The organism is Rahnella perminowiae (genome assembly GCF_019049755.1).
GTDB classification, from domain to species: domain Bacteria; phylum Pseudomonadota; class Gammaproteobacteria; order Enterobacterales; family Enterobacteriaceae; genus Rahnella; species Rahnella perminowiae.
In genome coordinates, this window is record NZ_JAFMOS010000639.1 from 1 (window position 1) to 14,905 (window position 14,905).

Consider the following 14,905-nt stretch of genomic DNA (forward strand, 5'->3'; position numbering starts at 1 on the left):
GTATTAACCTGGCTTATGTATTTTCGAATAATAATTATGCCATTCGTAAAAATGAAAACACAGGCGAGTTTTATTACTCTGTCAGTAAGCAAATCATAATAAGGTCAGGGGTATATATAATTTCCTGACATAATTTATCCCACTCATTCCTGTAACACTCTGAAAGGAAATGCTGCGTTAAACCCCGGTGGTCGGATTGCACTGCCCGGCCGCAGACGTTATGGTGGTCATCACATTTCGATAACATACAAAGCTTTCTATGACGTTTTCTGCTTTCGGTGACAAATTTACTCGTTTTTCAGGTATCACACGTCTGATGGGCGATATGAATGACGGTTTACGCACCCCTGGCGCGGTGATGCTGGGCGGCGGAAATCCGGCGCAAATTCCTGAGATGCAGGATTATTTCCAGACGCTGCTGACAGATATGCTGGCCGCAGGCAAGCTGACCGAAGCGCTGTGCAATTACGACGGGCCGCAGGGCAAAGATGTGTTGCGACATGCGCTGGCAGAAATGTTACAGAAAGAACTGGGCTGGCAGCTTGATGCGCAAAATATTGCGCTGACCAACGGCAGCCAGAGTGCTTTCTTTTATTTGTTCAACCTGTTCGCCGGACGTCGCGCCGACGGCAGTATGTCAAAAGTGTTGTTCCCGCTGGCACCGGAATATCTCGGTTATGCCGACGCCGGTCTGGATGAAAATCTGTTTGTGTCGGCCAAGCCTAACATCGAATTACTGCCGGAAGGCCAGTTCAAATATCACGTCGATTTCGATCACCTGAATATCACCGATGACATCGGCCTGATCTGTGTTTCCCGCCCGACCAACCCGACCGGTAACGTCATTACTGACGAAGAACTGATCCGGCTCGATGCACTGGCGCAGCAGAAAGATATTCCGTTATTAATCGATAATGCCTATGGTGTACCGTTCCCCGGCATTGTATTTACCGACGCCACGCCACTGTGGAACCCGAATATTATCCTGTGCATGAGCCTGTCAAAACTCGGCCTGCCGGGTTCCCGTTGCGGTATCGTGATTGCCGATGAGAAAATCATCAAAGCGATTAGCAATATGAACGGCATTATCAGCCTGTCGCCGGGCAGCGTCGGCCCGGCCATCGCCCATGAGATGATTGTACGCGGCGATTTATTGCGCCTCTCTGAAGAGGTGATCAAACCGTTCTACTATCAGCGCGTACAGGAAACCATTGCCACGCTGCGCCGTTACCTGCCGGAAGAACGTTGTCTGATCCACAAACCGGAAGGCGCGATTTTCCTGTGGCTGTGGTTTAAGGATTTGCCGATCACCACAGAAGTGTTGTATCAGCGGCTGAAACAACGCGGCGTACTGATGGTGCCGGGCGATTACTTCTTCCCGGGGCTGGAACACCCGTGGCCACATACCCATCAGTGTATGCGAATGAACTACGTCCCTGACGCCGAGCAGATCGAGCGCGGCGTGCAAATTTTGGCCGAAGAAGTGGAAAAAGCACACGCCGAAAATCAGTAACTGAGCGCGATTTATTGAGAACGGGTCGGCACAAAGAAAAAGGGAGGACATATTAATGTCCTCCCTTTCTTTATTGGGCTGAAACCGTCTTATTCAGACTGGTTTTCCAGCGCTGGTTTCTCAGTGCCGATCGCGATTTTTTGTGGTTGCAGCGCTTCCGGTACTTCGCGCACCAGATTGATATGCAGCAGGCCATGGGTAAATTCAGCGGCCGAAACGTGCATATGCTCTGCCAGCGTGAAACTCAGGGTGAAAGGCTTAATCACTAACCCCTGATGCAGATATTCCACCTGCGTTTCCGGCTGAGCCGGTGTGCCGCTGACCGTTAATCGTGGCCCTTCGACTTCAATATTCAGTTCACTTTGCTGGAAACCCGCCAGCGCCAGTGAAATGCGGTAATGGTTGTCATCCGACTTTTCAATATTGTAAGGAGGGAAAACCTGATCGGCCCCCTGCATTGAACTGGCTAATTTATCGAAACCAATCCACTGACGCAGCAATGGGGAAATATCATAATTACGCATAATGTAACTCCTTCTTTGAAGCGAGATGATTAATGCCATCATCCGTTTTGGATGTGACGGTACAGCCCCCTGACGGCGAGCCTAAACTTTTTCATTTTCTGGCGGTCAGTAAAGATAGCCGCTGGTGATTTATTGCCGCTAAATCAGCGGATTTCGATACGCCGTGGTTTGGACGATTCAGGAACGACACGTTCCAGATCGATATACAGCAAACCGTTCGACAAATTGGCGGCTTTTATTTGAATATGCTCCGCCAGCTGAAATTTGCGTTCGAAATTACGTTCGGCAATGCCCTGATATAAATAGGTCCGCCCGGTGTCGGCGGGTGCATGCGCACCTTTGACCAGCAGCATGTTGTCATGCGCAGTAATGTCCAGCTCTGATTCGGCAAAACCTGCAACTGCGATAGCAATCCGGTAATGGTTTTCGTCAACCAGCTCGACATTATATGGGGGATAGCCGCCACCCTGATTCTGACCCGATTCGATAAGATTAAACAAACGGTCAAAACCAATGGCAGAACGGTATAACGGGGATAAATCAAAATTACGCATGACAACTTCTCCTGATATTCAGCGAGTATTGTTGAGTCGTCCTCCTGGCGGACCGACCCGCGACACAGTGATGACTGAAAAACCCTTCCGGCGTTTCTCCTCCTGCGTCGTACAGTAAAAATGGAGACGAAAGGAAAATTTTCAAGCCAGAAAAAACAAAAAATTTGGCTGTGGTTTATATGATGAAGGCCAAAATACATAACGGACCGGAGCGAAAAGACAGAGAGAGCAGGCAGATTCCTGCAATATTTCAAATAGTAATTACACTTAATGGGATCGCAGCCACAGAGCTACAGCTTGCTTTGTTAATTTTTTGTGCTGAGTGGTATAAGTCACCTTGACGTACAAGCTCAGCCTGACAGCATAAGATGAGTTCTAACATGATGAAATTTGCATTAACGCCGCTGATGACAGGATGTGTTTTTTTAGCGACGAGCGGTTGCTCCAGCGTAATGAGCCATACAGGTGGCGATACCGGATATTATTCAGGCGCACGCGCTGATGTAAATATGATAAAAAGTGATGAAACCAGCTGGGCGATGACGCCGCTGCTGTTAATTGATTTGCCGTTCAGCGCAGTGCTGGATACGGTATTGTTGCCTTATGATTACTTTCGTAGCGGAAAAGTGACGACGCGGGATCGCGTCAAAGCCAGTGAAGAACACAATATTGCGTTGAGCAACGGTGTCGATATTGATCACATCCCGCCCATGACCACCACCGATCGCGGTCACAAGTCTTCGGCGCATAAAAAATAAGCGTAAAAAACCGGCCAACATTATGGGACCGTTTCAAACCCTGGCCGGTTTACTAAAAGAGCTACTGAGCGTCGGTAACAAAAATCTGAGCGAATTTCCCACACTGGCGCATAAACGCCACTTTGCTGCCATCCGGTGAATACACGACCGCATCGGCGCAAGGCGTAATCTCCGTTCTCTGCGTTAACCGCTGCATTTCTCCGCTTTTAACATCAAGACGCATCACGCTGTTATCGCATACCAGTGCCAGCGATTTTCCATCAGGACTCCAGCTGAACGCAGACTGAACCCCCTGCCCGGTATGGCTGATTTGCACCGGTTCGCCCCCGTTCGGTGAAACCGTCCAGACCTGCACGACTCCGTTTTGGTCTTTCATCAGAAACGCAATCTGTTCGCCATCCGGCGATGTGCGTAGCCAGTGGCGTGGCTGGGTAGCGATGCCGTTTTCAGTAAAGGTGATGCGCCTTTGCTTTACGCCTGAAGGGGGCGCGGGCAGCGTTTCCGGTGTGCCCTGCAAAGGTTTATCACCCGACTGACGGTAATCCTGATCATGGTGTGGCAAATCCACCACATAGACTTCAGGATGTTTTTCGCCGCGGGCGGAAAGAGTATCGCCGATAAAGGCCAGTGCCCATCGCTGACGGCTGCCATCCGGTTTCAGATAGCCTTCATGCCCGATCCAGCCCTCTTCATAAGCCCGGTTGATTTCATCGCTGCCGGGCTGAGGACAGGGCGTAGTTTTGCTAACCAGAACGCTGAAATGGCTTCCATCGTATTCACGCGGGTGATGTTTTGGAGAAACTACCGGATAACCTGAAACAGCGACGCCAACATTACGCAGGTCGAGTGCCGGCGCACGTTCATGCAACACATGGTCATTATAGGTAAAACTCAGACGCGAACCGTCCGGGCTGAATACGTGAACATGTGAGCCACCGCGCAGGGCTCCGGCGGTAAAAGGGGCGGTGATGTCCATCGCATCCAGCGTCACGGCCTTTTCGCCTGCAGGCTCTGAGACGATGACACCGCGACGGTGATGAAAATCATACTGCCAGCTTTCATCCGGATTTTCCGGGCCATGAATAAACGCATAACGGGCAGGCAGATCCGGGCTGACGGTTACCACACCCACGTGTGCGCCGTGATGTGCCTGATAAAGCACTTGTACCTCAGCCGTTTCGACATTCACCCGCTCAATGGTTGAGCCGGTAAAAGAACCACCATGCGGGCGCACGTCATACGCCAGCCACTGGCTGTCCGGCGTCCAGACGTTAATGTTAGTCAGCTGATGCCCGCGGGCATCAGAAGTTAATTGTTTTTCCATGGCCGCGTGGCTCCTTCTGCCTTACAGGTTCAGACGTTCAGAACGAACTTCTCGATTGCAAACGCCACACCGTCTTCAGTGTTCGTTTTGGTGACGAACTGGCTGACGGCTTTTACGCTGTCCAGCGCATTTCCCATCGCAACGCCAATCCCGGCATATTCCAGCATCGCAATGTCATTTTCCTGGTCGCCGAGCGTCATCACACTCGCACGCGCAATACCCAGTTTTTCTGCCAGTGCCTTCACGCCTTCGCCTTTATTCACGCGCTTATCAAGGATTTCAAGGAAATACGGCGAGCTTTTCATGATGGTGTAGCGTTCTTTTGCCTCAGCAGGAAGCTGGCTGATAGCGCGGTCCAGCAGTTGCGGATCATCAATCATCATCACTTTCGGGAACGTGAGCGCCGGATCCATTTCCTCTGCCGGACAGAATTGCAGCGGAATGCCGGTGGTGTAGGATTCATGTACGCTGTATTTGCTGATATGACGGTTAGCGGTAAACAGATCATTTTTTGTCAGGGCATGGAAATGCACACCAAGCTGACGGGCGAGTTGTTCGAAGTAATGATAATCATCAATTCTGAGGGCTATTTCGGCGATCACGCTGCCATCTTTGGCATTATGCACCAGCGCGCCATTATTGGTGATGCAATAACAACCGTCCTGCTGTAAATCCAGTTCCATCAGATAGCGCTGTACACCGATAAAAGGACGGCCGGTCGCCAGAACGATTTGCACACCTTTCGCCCGTGCTTCTGACAACGCTTTTTTAACGGCGGGTGTCACTTCATGCTGCGGATTGAGCAACGTCCCGTCCATATCAATTGCAATTAATTCAATAGCCATAGCATCCTCAGAGTTTAAGAAATCTTGCTCAATGCTAACGCGATTACCCGCTGTAAAGCCAGCCGGAATGCGGGGTGCGTCAGACGAAAAAAAAGTCCGAAACGGTTTCCCGGTTCGGACTTTTTATCAGCTCATGCCTTGATCAGATATCAATATTGGCCGCTTTCAGGGCGTTCTCTTCGATAAAGGCGCGACGCGGTTCAACCGCATCGCCCATCAGCGTGGTGAACAACTGGTCAGCCGCGATGGCATCTTTCACCGTCACACGTAACATGCGACGTTGCTCAGGATCCATGGTGGTTTCCCACAGCTGATCAGGGTTCATCTCGCCCAGACCTTTGTATCGCTGAATCGACAGGCCACGACGGGACTCTTTCACCAGCCATTCCAGGGCCTGCTCGAAGCTGGTCACTGGCTGACGGCGTTCGCCACGTTCGATGAAGGCATCTTCTTCGATCAGGCCGCGAAGCTGTTCACCCAGTGCACAGATTTTGCGGTATTCGCCGCCCTGGATGAAGTCAGCATCCAGATCGTAATCCGTATCGACACCGTGCGTACGGATACGCAGAACCGGTTCGAACAGCTGATGTTCGCGGTTTTCACGCACGATCGCGCTGTAAGAACTGCCGTGCTGCTCTTTCTCATTGAGACGCGCGACCAGCGATTCCATCCAGGCCTGAACTTTCGCCTGATCAGTCAGATCAGACCCCGGCAGCGTTGGCTGATAGATCAGGTTATTCAGCAGAGCACGCGGATAACGACGTTCCATACGGCCAATCATTTTCTGCACGCTGTGATGTTCAGCCACCAGTTTCTCCAGCGGTTCACCCGCCAGGGCCGGTGCATGGGCGTTGGCATGTAACGTTGCCCCGTCCATCGCGATGGAAATCTGATACTGATCCATGGCTTCGTCATCTTTAATATACTGTTCCTGCTTACCTTTTTTCACTTTGTACAACGGCGGTTGTGCGATAAACACATGACCACGTTCTACAATTTCAGGCATCTGACGGTAGAAGAAAGTCAGCAGCAGAGTACGGATGTGTGAACCATCGACGTCGGCATCGGTCATGATGATGATGCTGTGATAGCGCAGTTTGTCCGGATTGTATTCGTCACGACCAATGCCGCAACCGAGCGCAGTAATCAGTGTCGCGACTTCCTGCGAAGAGAGCATTTTGTCGAAGCGCGCTTTCTCTACGTTGAGGATTTTACCTTTCAACGGCAGAATCGCCTGGTTCTTACGGTTACGGCCTTGTTTTGCAGAGCCGCCCGCAGAGTCCCCTTCCACTAAGTACAGTTCGGAATGAGCCGGGTCACGTTCCTGACAATCCGCCAGTTTGCCTGGCAAGCCAGCCAGATCCAGCGCGCCTTTACGGCGGGTCATTTCACGCGCTTTGCGGGCCGCTTCACGGGCGCGCGCCGCATCAATGATTTTACCGACAACGATTTTGGCGTCTGACGGGTTTTCCATCAGGTAATCCACCAGCTTTTCGTTCATCAGCGTTTCAACAGCCGTTTTCACTTCTGAAGAAACCAGTTTGTCTTTGGTCTGTGAAGAGAACTTAGGATCAGGCACCTTAACAGAAACAACAGCAATCAGGCCTTCACGGGCATCGTCACCGGTGGCACTGATTTTGGATTTCTTGCTGTAACCTTCTTTATCCATGTAGGCGTTCAGGGTACGGGTCATCGCCGAACGGAAACCGGCTAAGTGAGTCCCGCCATCACGCTGTGGAATATTGTTGGTGAAGCAGTAAATGTTTTCCTGGAAACCGTCATTCCACTGCAATGCAATCTCAACACCAATATCGTCCTTAACCGTAGAGAAATAGAATACGGTCGGGTGGATTGGGGTTTTGTTCTTGTTCAGGTATTCCACGAAGGCTTTGATACCGCCCTCATAATGGAAATGATCATTCTTACCATCACGTTTATCCAGCAAACGGATTGCCACACCGGAGTTCAGGAATGACAGTTCACGCAGGCGTTTTGCCAGGATGTCATACTCGAATTCAGTGTGATTCGTGAAGGTCTGGAAACTCGGCCAGAAACGTACCGTGGTACCGGTTACGTCAGTATCGCCAATGACTTTCAGCGGATCCTGAGGCTCGCCATGCACATAAGTCTGGGTGTGCACTTTGCCTTCACGGCGGATAACCAGTTCCAGTTTTTCTGACAAGGCGTTAACGACGGAAACACCCACGCCATGCAGGCCGCCGGAGACTTTATACGAGTTATCGTCGAATTTACCGCCAGCATGAAGCACGGTCATGATGACCTGAGCAGCAGAAACGCCCTCTTCTTCATGAATGCCGGTCGGAATACCACGACCATCATCCTGTACGGAAACAGAGTTATCCGCATGGATCGTGACCTGAATCTCTTTACAGTGGCCCGCGAGGGCTTCGTCGATAGCGTTGTCCACAACCTCGAATACCATGTGGTGCAGACCAGTGCCGTCATCGGTATCGCCGATATACATGCCGGGGCGCTTACGCACCGCGTCCAGCCCTTTTAATACCTTGATACTTGAGGAGTCATAAGAATTCGACATCAACGTTTCTCGCTCATTTTTAGTCCTGTGATAGAACGGCTATTTTACCTTGTTCCACGCGGAACATCTTGCCCTTTTCACCCATCATATCGGTCACTTGCTCAGCGCTTATCGCACTGACAAAAACCTGTGCCCGGGTGGCTTTCAGGCGATCGGCCAGCAACCGACGTCGGTCGGCGTCCAGCTCGGAGGCAAAATCGTCAAGAAGATACAGGCAACGCCGCCCGCTCTGTCGGGTGAGGAACTCACCCTGCGCCAGTCTCAGCGCACACATCAGTAATTTCAGCTGCCCGCGGGACAGTAAATCTTCCACCGGCGTGCCGTCGGCACGAATGCGGAAATCCGCTTTATGCGGGCCTGATGCGGTATAGGTTAAGGCTCTGTCGCGTTCAAAATTACGCTCCAGCAACTCGCCGTACTCAGTTTCCTTGTCCCATCCACGCTGGAAAGAAAAACTGAGGGCAAATTCAGGCAGGAATTGCGCGCAGGTCGCGCTGATATCAGCTGCGATCGCGTCGCTGTAAGCCGCCCGCCATTCGCTAATGCGTTCGGCTAACGGGATCAGTTCCTGATCCCAGGCACGAATTTGCGCATAACGACTCACCTGTCGCAGCGCGGCGTTGCGCTGCTTGAGTAACCGTCGCAGGTTGCTCCAGGCGATAAAAAAACCGGGGTCGTGATGAAAACAACCCCAGTCAATAAACGCCCGCCGGTACTTCGGCCCGCCATTAAGCAGGGTAAAGCCTTCGGGTGTGATAAGTTGCATGGGCAGCATCTGGGCCAGTTCCGACACTTTGTGGCCGTCACTGCCATCAATGCGCACTTTACTGTCGCCCTGACGACTTTTGCTCAGGCCAATCGACAATTCGCGATCACCGCCGTCATCCACACGCGCATGGAGCACAAACTCCGGCTGCTCGTGACGGATAACACGTCCTGCCTGCAAACTGCGAAAAGCGCGGCCATGCCCCAGCGTATATACCGCTTCGAGCACACTGGTTTTACCGCTGCCATTGGGACCAACCAGAAAGTTAAAACCGGACGACGGATCCAAATCCGCCGCCTCGATGTTGCGGAAATCTTTTATCAGTAAGCGCGTTAAGGCCATCTACATCCATTCCAGGGCGTCATCGTCGCTGTCAGTTTGCGTGCGGACAGCGCACAGCAAGCGGAGCGTACTCAGGTACGTGAGCATTGCAAGCACTGCCCAAGCGCAAAATGACAAGTAAGACAGCCCGATCAGAGCCTCATTGGCATGACGACGTAGGCGGCCGACTGGCTCGCAGCGTCTTCGATCTGCACGCTGGAGACAGAGTCCGTCAGCAGCAGATTCACATCTTCGCACTTGAGGGCGTTGAGCACATCCAGTACGTAACTGACGTTGAAACCGATTTCCATTTCGGTGCCTTCATAGCCGACATCCAGAATTTCTTCTGCTTCTTCCTGTTCCGGGTTATTCGCGGTGATTTTCAGCTGGTTATGGCTGACATACAAACGCACGCCACGGAATTTTTCATTAGAAAGAATCGCTGCGCGGGCAAACGCCTGTTTCAGTAAATCACAGCCGGCTTGCAGCGTTTTGTCCGGATTCTTCGGCAATACGCGGCGATAATCCGGGAAGCGACCGTCAACCAGCTTAGAGGTAAAGATAAAATCGCCAACGTGAGCACGGATATTATTGCTGCCGATTTGCAGCTGCAATGTGGTGTCACCGCCGTCAAGCAGACGCACCAGTTCCATCACGCCTTTACGAGGCACGATCACCGAATGCGACGGCAGGGACTGGCCGATTGACATAGAACACACCGCCAGACGGTGACCGTCGGTCGCAACAGTACGCAGCTCTTCACCTTCGGTTTCAAACAGCATGCCGTTTAAATAATAACGAACGTCCTGATGTGCCATGGAGAACTGCGTGGCTTCGATCAGGCGTTTCAGCGTAGCCTGCGGCAGGGTGAATTCTACTTCGCTTTGCCAGTCATCCAGATTTGGGAAATCTGTGGCTGGCAGAGTCGACAGCGAGAAACGGCTGCGGCCTGATTTTACCAGCATGCGATCGCCGTCGAGAGCGACGGAAATTTCCGCGCCTTCCGGCAATCCACGGCAAATATCAAAGAATTTACGTGCCGGCACCGTGGTGGCGCCCGCTTCATGTGGCTGAGACAGCGCGACTTTCGCCACCATCTCCATTTCCAAATCCGTCCCGGTCAGCGACAGCGCGCCATCCGTTACCTGTAATAACAGGTTACCCAGAATAGGCAACGTTGGTCGTCCACCCAGCGGGCTACTGACCTGTTGCAGTGGTTTCAGCAAATGCTCACGTTCAACAATAAATTTCATAGCGCTAGGAAGATAATGTTCTGATTAAGTTGGAGAAATCTTCTTTGATGTCGTGACTTTCTTCACGCAACTGCTCTATTTTACGGCAGGCGTGCAACACCGTGGTATGGTCCCGACCACCGAACGCATCGCCGATTTCTGGCAGGCTGTGGTTGGTCAGCTCTTTCGCCAGCGCCATCGCCATCTGGCGTGGGCGGGCTACCGAACGGGAACGCCGTTTGGAAAGCAGGTCAGCGACCTTGATTTTATAATATTCGGCCACTGTTTTCTGAATATTATCGATAGTGACCAGCTTCTCCTGAAGCGCTAACAAATCGCGCAACGCTTCACGAACGAAGTCGATAGTGATCGCACGGCCGGTAAAGTTGGCGTTGGCGATCACGCGGTTCAGTGCGCCTTCAAGCTCACGCACATTAGAGCGCAGACGTTTAGCAATAAAGAAGGCGACTTCACCCGGCAGCCGGATATCGTTCTCGTCCGCCTTTTTCATCAGGATCGCCACGCGGGTCTCTAATTCCGGCGGCTCGATCGCCACCGTCAGTCCCCAGCCGAAACGCGATTTCAGACGATCTTCAACCCCGTTGATCTCTTTCGGATAACGATCCGAGGTCAGGATGATCTGCTGATTGCCTTCCAGCAGGGCATTAAAGGTGTGGAAAAACTCTTCCTGAGAACGTTCTTTATTAGCAAAGAACTGAATGTCATCGATGAGCAACGCATCGACAGAACGGTAGTACCGTTTGAACTCTTCGATGGCGTTGTTTTGCAGGGCTTTGACCATGTCCTGTACAAAACGCTCGGAATGCATGTACACCACTTTAGCATTGGCTTTACGCGCCATGATGCCGTTACCGACCGCATGCAATAAGTGGGTTTTACCCAGACCGGTGCCACCATAAAGGAAGAGCGGGTTGTACGCGCCTCCCGGATTATCTGCCACCTGACGCGCCGCCGCGCGGGCCAGCTGGTTAGATTTACCTTCTACGAAGTTATCAAAGGTATGTTTCGGGTTGACGTTAGAACGATAGGACAGCTCGGGCTGAGCCGGTGAGCTATCCCAGCTTGGACGGGAAGGTGCCAGACGCGGAATGGCAGGCGCAGCCTGGGAACTGACACTGGCGGCGACAGGCTGACTGACACGCTGGATCACCGGCTTGCTGCCGACTTCAAAACGCAGCAACGGTGCATCCGGGCCACAGAAATCATTAAGCAAACCGTTAATATTGTTTAGGTATTTGTCACGAACCCAATCCAGGACAAAACGATTCGGGGCATACAGCGCCAACGTATTGTCGTTGAGTTCCGCCTGCAGGGGGCGTATCCACATACTGAATTCTGTGGCAGGTAGTTCATCCTGCAAACGGGCAAGACATTGCTGCCAAAGCGAAAGTGACACGGCGGACTCCACTCGAACAAGTATCAAAAAAGAAAAGGATCAGGATGTTTTTTAAATCATGATTTTTGGCACACGTTCCGCCCGTCAATGGGGGAAATTTCTCTTACCACCCTGTCAGTGGCGTAAAGTCACGTGCGAACCGCTTTTTGCGATTTTTGTCGAAAGCATCCCAGCCGGGATCGCGATCGGAATGGCGGATCATAACGCAATCCGGCACAGAGATCCTCCCCTTCCTGACAGTTTAGATCCTTTTTATCCACAGGCAGCAATCGGCAAGTGGGTAAGCTTAGCCGATCCTTTTTAAATTAGGCGATGTAATCATCACTCTGCTGAAAAAATAGGAGTCCGCTGAGCTAAATTTCAACACTCTGCGAGGAAGATCTCACGCCTGTGGATAAGGATCAGCCGAGGATCCTTGCGATTTATGGCAGAGTCCGTATAATCCTCAGCCCTACGTGTGAAGCCTGTGTTCCTGATGGTCATAACCAGATGGATATTGCGGTGTGACCACGGGCAATTCTGGTAAACACTTGAACCATTTCTGGCAATGTAAATTGACTCAGGACTGTACAGTTATTACAATCCCGCTTCTTTATATGTTGCGACAAAGGCACCGGTCGTTTTTTCGCCGAAATGTCTTCGCGTTTACTGATCAGTAATAATTTAAGTTTAGGTAGAAATCGCCATGAAACGCACTTTCCAACCGTCCGTATTGAAGCGCAACCGTAGCCACGGCTTCCGTGCTCGTATGGCCACCAAAAATGGTCGTCAGGTTCTGGCTCGCCGTCGTGCGAAAGGCCGTACCCGTCTGTCAGCTTCTAAGTAATAAAAGCTAACCTATTTAGTGGTTAAGCTCGCTTTTCCCAGGGAGTTACGTTTGTTAACTCCCCGTCATTTCACTTTCGTCTTCCAGCAGCCACAACGGGCTGGCACGCCGCAAATCACGATACTCGGCCGCCTGAACGAGCTGGGGCATCCCCGCATCGGTCTCACCGTCGCAAAAAAACACGTCAAACGCGCACATGAACGCAATCGGATCAAACGCCTCACCCGCGAAAGTTTCCGCTTGAATCAGCATACGCTGCCGTCGATGGATTTTGTGGTAGTAGCCAAAAAGGGTGTCGCCGATTTAGATAATCGCGCGCTGACGGAAGCGTTGGAGAAATTATGGCGTCGACATTGCCGACAGGCTCCCGCATCCTGATAAAGCTGATACGTGGTTATCAGTTATTCATCAGTCCGTTGCTCGGGCCACATTGCCGCTTTCGACCAACCTGCTCTCAATACGGTATTGAAGCAATTGGTCGTTTTGGCATGTTAAAAGGCAGTTGGTTGACTTTGAAACGCGTATTAAAATGCCATCCTTTGAACCCAGGTGGTGATGACCCCGTACCGCCGAAAACCGACAATAACAGAGAACACTAACGATGGATTCGCAACGCAATCTTTTCCTCATCGCTCTGCTGTTCGTGTCTTTCATGATCTGGCAGGCATGGCAAACGGACCACGCTCCGCAACCGGCCAACCAGACCACGCAACAGACTGCGAACACTGCAAACGGTGATGCTGCTAATCAGGCTGTTCCTGATAGCGGACAGGGCAAATTAATTACAGTTAACAGTGATGTGCTGTCATTAACGATCAACACCCGTGGTGGCGACATTGAGCAGGCTCTGCTGAAGGCTTACCCGACGTCTTTGGGTTCTGACCAGCCTTTCCAGTTATTAGAAACGACTCCTAATTTCCTCTATCAGGCACAAAGTGGCCTGACAGGCAAAAACGGTCCAGACAATCCGGCTAACGGCGAACGCCCTCTGTTCCAGGCGAGCTCCGATACCTTCACGATGGCTGAAGGTCAGTCTGAACTGCGCATTCCGATGACTTACACGGCGGCAAACGGTGCAATTTATACCAAAACCTTCGTGATCAAACGTGGCTCTTACGCGGTAAACGTTGAATACAATATCAACAACACCACGGCAACCCCGCTTGACCTGACTATGTTCGGTCAGCTGAAACAAACCACCGAATTGCCTAAGCACCGTGATACCGGCAGTAATAACTTTGCCCTTCACACTTTCCGCGGCGCGGCATATTCCTCAAGCGATGACAAATATCAGAAGTATGCGTTCGATAAGAGCGATGCACTGAATGTCACGACTCAGGGCGGTTGGGTTGCAATGTTGCAGCAGTACTTTGCAACGGCGTGGATCCCATCAGCGAAAGACACCAACACTTTCTTCACGACTACCAATAACGGTATTTCAACGATTGGCTTTAAAGGCACACCGTTTACCGTTGCACCGGGCGCACAGCAACAAGTTGCTTCGATCCTGTGGGTTGGCCCGGAAATTCAGGACAAGATGGCTGCAATCGCGCCACACCTTGACCTGACGGTTGACTACGGTTGGTTGTGGTTCATCTCTCAGCCACTGTTCAAACTATTGAAATTCATTCAAGGGTTTGTCGGTAACTGGGGCTTCTCGATCATCGTTATCACCTTTATTGTCCGCGGTATCATGTATCCCCTGACCCGCGCACAGTACACGTCGATGGCGAAAATGCGTATGTTGCAGCCTAAACTGGCCGCCATGCGTGAGCGTATCGGGGATGACAAACAGCGCATGAGTCAGGAAATGATGGCGCTGTATAAGTCCGAGAAAGTGAACCCGCTGGGGGGCTGTCTGCCGCTGGTTATTCAGATGCCAATCTTCCTGGCACTGTATTACATGCTGTCTGGTTCCATTGAATTGCGTCATGCGCCATTCATCCTGTGGATCCATGACCTGTCAGCACAAGACCCGTACTACATTCTGCCGGTTCTGATGGGTATCACGATGTTCTTCATCCAGAAGATGTCGCCGACCACCGTAACCGACCCGATGCAGCAGAAGATCATGACCTTCATGCCGGTCATCTTCACCGTGTTCTTCCTGTGGTTCCCGTCCGGTCTGGTGGTGTACTACATCGTCAGTAACCTGGTAACCATTCTCCAGCAACAGCTGATTTATCGCGGGCTGGAAAAACGTGGCCTGCATAGCCGCGACAAGAAAAAGTCATAAGTGAAAGTCAGGACGGGTTTCGTCCTGACAGC

The 14,905-nt window shown here is 51.6% G+C and carries 14 protein-coding genes; 6 read left to right on the forward strand and 8 right to left on the reverse strand.

What is annotated here, in order from left to right; genetic code table 11:
• The first annotated feature begins 259 nt into the window (after window positions 1-259).
• A complete protein-coding gene (locus tag J1785_RS24610) occupies window positions 260-1,513 on the forward strand; it encodes a valine--pyruvate transaminase (protein WP_129954074.1) in 1,254 nt (417 codons plus the stop codon).
• Between the two features lie 89 nt (window positions 1,514-1,602).
• Here the strand turns inward: J1785_RS24610 and ibpB are convergent, their stop codons facing one another.
• Window positions 1,603-2,037, reverse strand: a complete 435-nt coding sequence (gene ibpB, locus J1785_RS24615) for a small heat shock chaperone IbpB (RefSeq protein WP_129954076.1) — start codon at window positions 2,035-2,037, stop codon at window positions 1,603-1,605.
• Window positions 2,038-2,180: 143 nt separating this feature from the next.
• Complete coding sequence (gene ibpA / locus J1785_RS24620; RefSeq protein WP_014333282.1) at window positions 2,181-2,591, reverse strand: small heat shock chaperone IbpA; 411 nt, start codon at window positions 2,589-2,591, stop codon at window positions 2,181-2,183.
• A gap of 380 nt (window positions 2,592-2,971) precedes the next feature.
• Here ibpA and J1785_RS24625 point away from each other — a divergent pair, with 380 nt between their 5' ends.
• The gene (locus J1785_RS24625) at window positions 2,972-3,349 is read left to right on the forward strand and encodes a YceK/YidQ family lipoprotein (protein WP_129954078.1); all 378 of its coding nucleotides are present in this window, start codon (window positions 2,972-2,974) and stop codon (window positions 3,347-3,349) included.
• Window positions 3,350-3,410: 61 nt separating this feature from the next.
• On the opposite strand, the gene J1785_RS24630 is transcribed toward J1785_RS24625, so the two are convergent.
• The 6 genes from J1785_RS24630 to dnaA form a co-directional block, all read right to left on the reverse strand.
• Window positions 3,411-4,673: a YidR family protein gene (locus J1785_RS24630; protein ID WP_217220946.1), complete on the reverse strand. Its 1,263-nt coding sequence runs from the start codon at window positions 4,671-4,673 to the stop codon at window positions 3,411-3,413.
• Window positions 4,674-4,702: 29 nt separating this feature from the next.
• Window positions 4,703-5,518: a sugar-phosphatase gene (gene yidA, locus J1785_RS24635; protein WP_129954082.1), complete on the reverse strand. Its 816-nt coding sequence runs from the start codon at window positions 5,516-5,518 to the stop codon at window positions 4,703-4,705.
• 142 nt (window positions 5,519-5,660) lie between these two features.
• Window positions 5,661-8,075, reverse strand: coding sequence for a DNA topoisomerase (ATP-hydrolyzing) subunit B (gene gyrB, locus J1785_RS24640; protein ID WP_129954084.1), 2,415 nt, complete (start codon window positions 8,073-8,075; stop codon window positions 5,661-5,663).
• A gap of 19 nt (window positions 8,076-8,094) precedes the next feature.
• The gene (recF, locus tag J1785_RS24645; protein WP_129954086.1) at window positions 8,095-9,183 is read right to left on the reverse strand and encodes a DNA replication/repair protein RecF; all 1,089 of its coding nucleotides are present in this window, start codon (window positions 9,181-9,183) and stop codon (window positions 8,095-8,097) included.
• A gap of 131 nt (window positions 9,184-9,314) precedes the next feature.
• Entirely contained in the window at window positions 9,315-10,415 is a 1,101-nt protein-coding gene (dnaN, locus tag J1785_RS24650; protein WP_129954088.1) for a DNA polymerase III subunit beta, read from the reverse strand.
• A gap of 4 nt (window positions 10,416-10,419) precedes the next feature.
• Window positions 10,420-11,811 carry a chromosomal replication initiator protein DnaA gene (gene dnaA, locus J1785_RS24655; RefSeq protein WP_129954089.1) on the reverse strand — a complete coding sequence of 464 codons (1,392 nt, stop codon included), beginning with the start codon at window positions 11,809-11,811 and terminating at the stop codon, window positions 10,420-10,422.
• 685 nt (window positions 11,812-12,496) lie between these two features.
• On the opposite strand from dnaA, the gene rpmH reads away from it, so the two are divergent.
• Genes rpmH through yidC form a run of 4 tightly spaced genes read left to right on the forward strand, consistent with a single transcriptional unit; the run spans window position 12,497 to window position 14,873 of the window.
• Window positions 12,497-12,637, forward strand: coding sequence for a 50S ribosomal protein L34 (gene rpmH / locus J1785_RS24660; RefSeq protein WP_009637487.1), 141 nt, complete (start codon window positions 12,497-12,499; stop codon window positions 12,635-12,637).
• Between the two features lie 18 nt (window positions 12,638-12,655).
• Window positions 12,656-13,015 (forward strand): ribonuclease P protein component, encoded by a 360-nt coding sequence (gene rnpA, locus J1785_RS24665; protein ID WP_071823635.1) that lies wholly within the window; start codon window positions 12,656-12,658, stop codon window positions 13,013-13,015.
• Window positions 12,979-13,236 carry a membrane protein insertion efficiency factor YidD gene (gene yidD / locus J1785_RS24670; RefSeq protein ID WP_095924029.1) on the forward strand — a complete coding sequence of 86 codons (258 nt, stop codon included), beginning with the start codon at window positions 12,979-12,981 and terminating at the stop codon, window positions 13,234-13,236. The genes rnpA and yidD overlap by 37 nt, the downstream gene beginning before the upstream one ends.
• Before the next feature lie 2 nt (window positions 13,237-13,238).
• Window positions 13,239-14,873 carry a membrane protein insertase YidC gene (yidC, locus tag J1785_RS24675; RefSeq protein ID WP_129954093.1) on the forward strand — a complete coding sequence of 545 codons (1,635 nt, stop codon included), beginning with the start codon at window positions 13,239-13,241 and terminating at the stop codon, window positions 14,871-14,873.
• Window positions 14,874-14,905 lie beyond the last annotated feature (32 nt).

What these genes read in the sequence shown, in the direction of transcription:
- yidD (WP_095924029.1), top strand. Translation starts at nt 12,979, where the DNA reads ATGGCGTCGACATTGCCGACAGGCTCCCGCATCCTGATAAAGCTGATA.
- yidC (WP_129954093.1), top strand. Translation starts at nt 13,239, where the DNA reads ATGGATTCGCAACGCAATCTTTTCCTCATCGCTCTGCTGTTCGTGTCT.
- J1785_RS24625 (WP_129954078.1), top strand. Translation starts at nt 2,972, where the DNA reads ATGATGAAATTTGCATTAACGCCGCTGATGACAGGATGTGTTTTTTTA.
- yidA (WP_129954082.1), bottom strand. Translation starts at nt 5,518, where the DNA reads ATGGCTATTGAATTAATTGCAATTGATATGGACGGGACGTTGCTCAAT.
- dnaN (WP_129954088.1), bottom strand. Translation starts at nt 10,415, where the DNA reads ATGAAATTTATTGTTGAACGTGAGCATTTGCTGAAACCACTGCAACAG.
- ibpA (WP_014333282.1), bottom strand. Translation starts at nt 2,591, where the DNA reads ATGCGTAATTTTGATTTATCCCCGTTATACCGTTCTGCCATTGGTTTT.
- ibpB (WP_129954076.1), bottom strand. Translation starts at nt 2,037, where the DNA reads ATGCGTAATTATGATATTTCCCCATTGCTGCGTCAGTGGATTGGTTTC.
- J1785_RS24610 (WP_129954074.1), top strand. Translation starts at nt 260, where the DNA reads ATGACGTTTTCTGCTTTCGGTGACAAATTTACTCGTTTTTCAGGTATC.
- recF (WP_129954086.1), bottom strand. Translation starts at nt 9,183, where the DNA reads ATGGCCTTAACGCGCTTACTGATAAAAGATTTCCGCAACATCGAGGCG.
- gyrB (WP_129954084.1), bottom strand. Translation starts at nt 8,075, where the DNA reads ATGTCGAATTCTTATGACTCCTCAAGTATCAAGGTATTAAAAGGGCTG.
- J1785_RS24630 (WP_217220946.1), bottom strand. Translation starts at nt 4,673, where the DNA reads ATGGAAAAACAATTAACTTCTGATGCCCGCGGGCATCAGCTGACTAAC.
- rpmH (WP_009637487.1), top strand. Translation starts at nt 12,497, where the DNA reads ATGAAACGCACTTTCCAACCGTCCGTATTGAAGCGCAACCGTAGCCAC.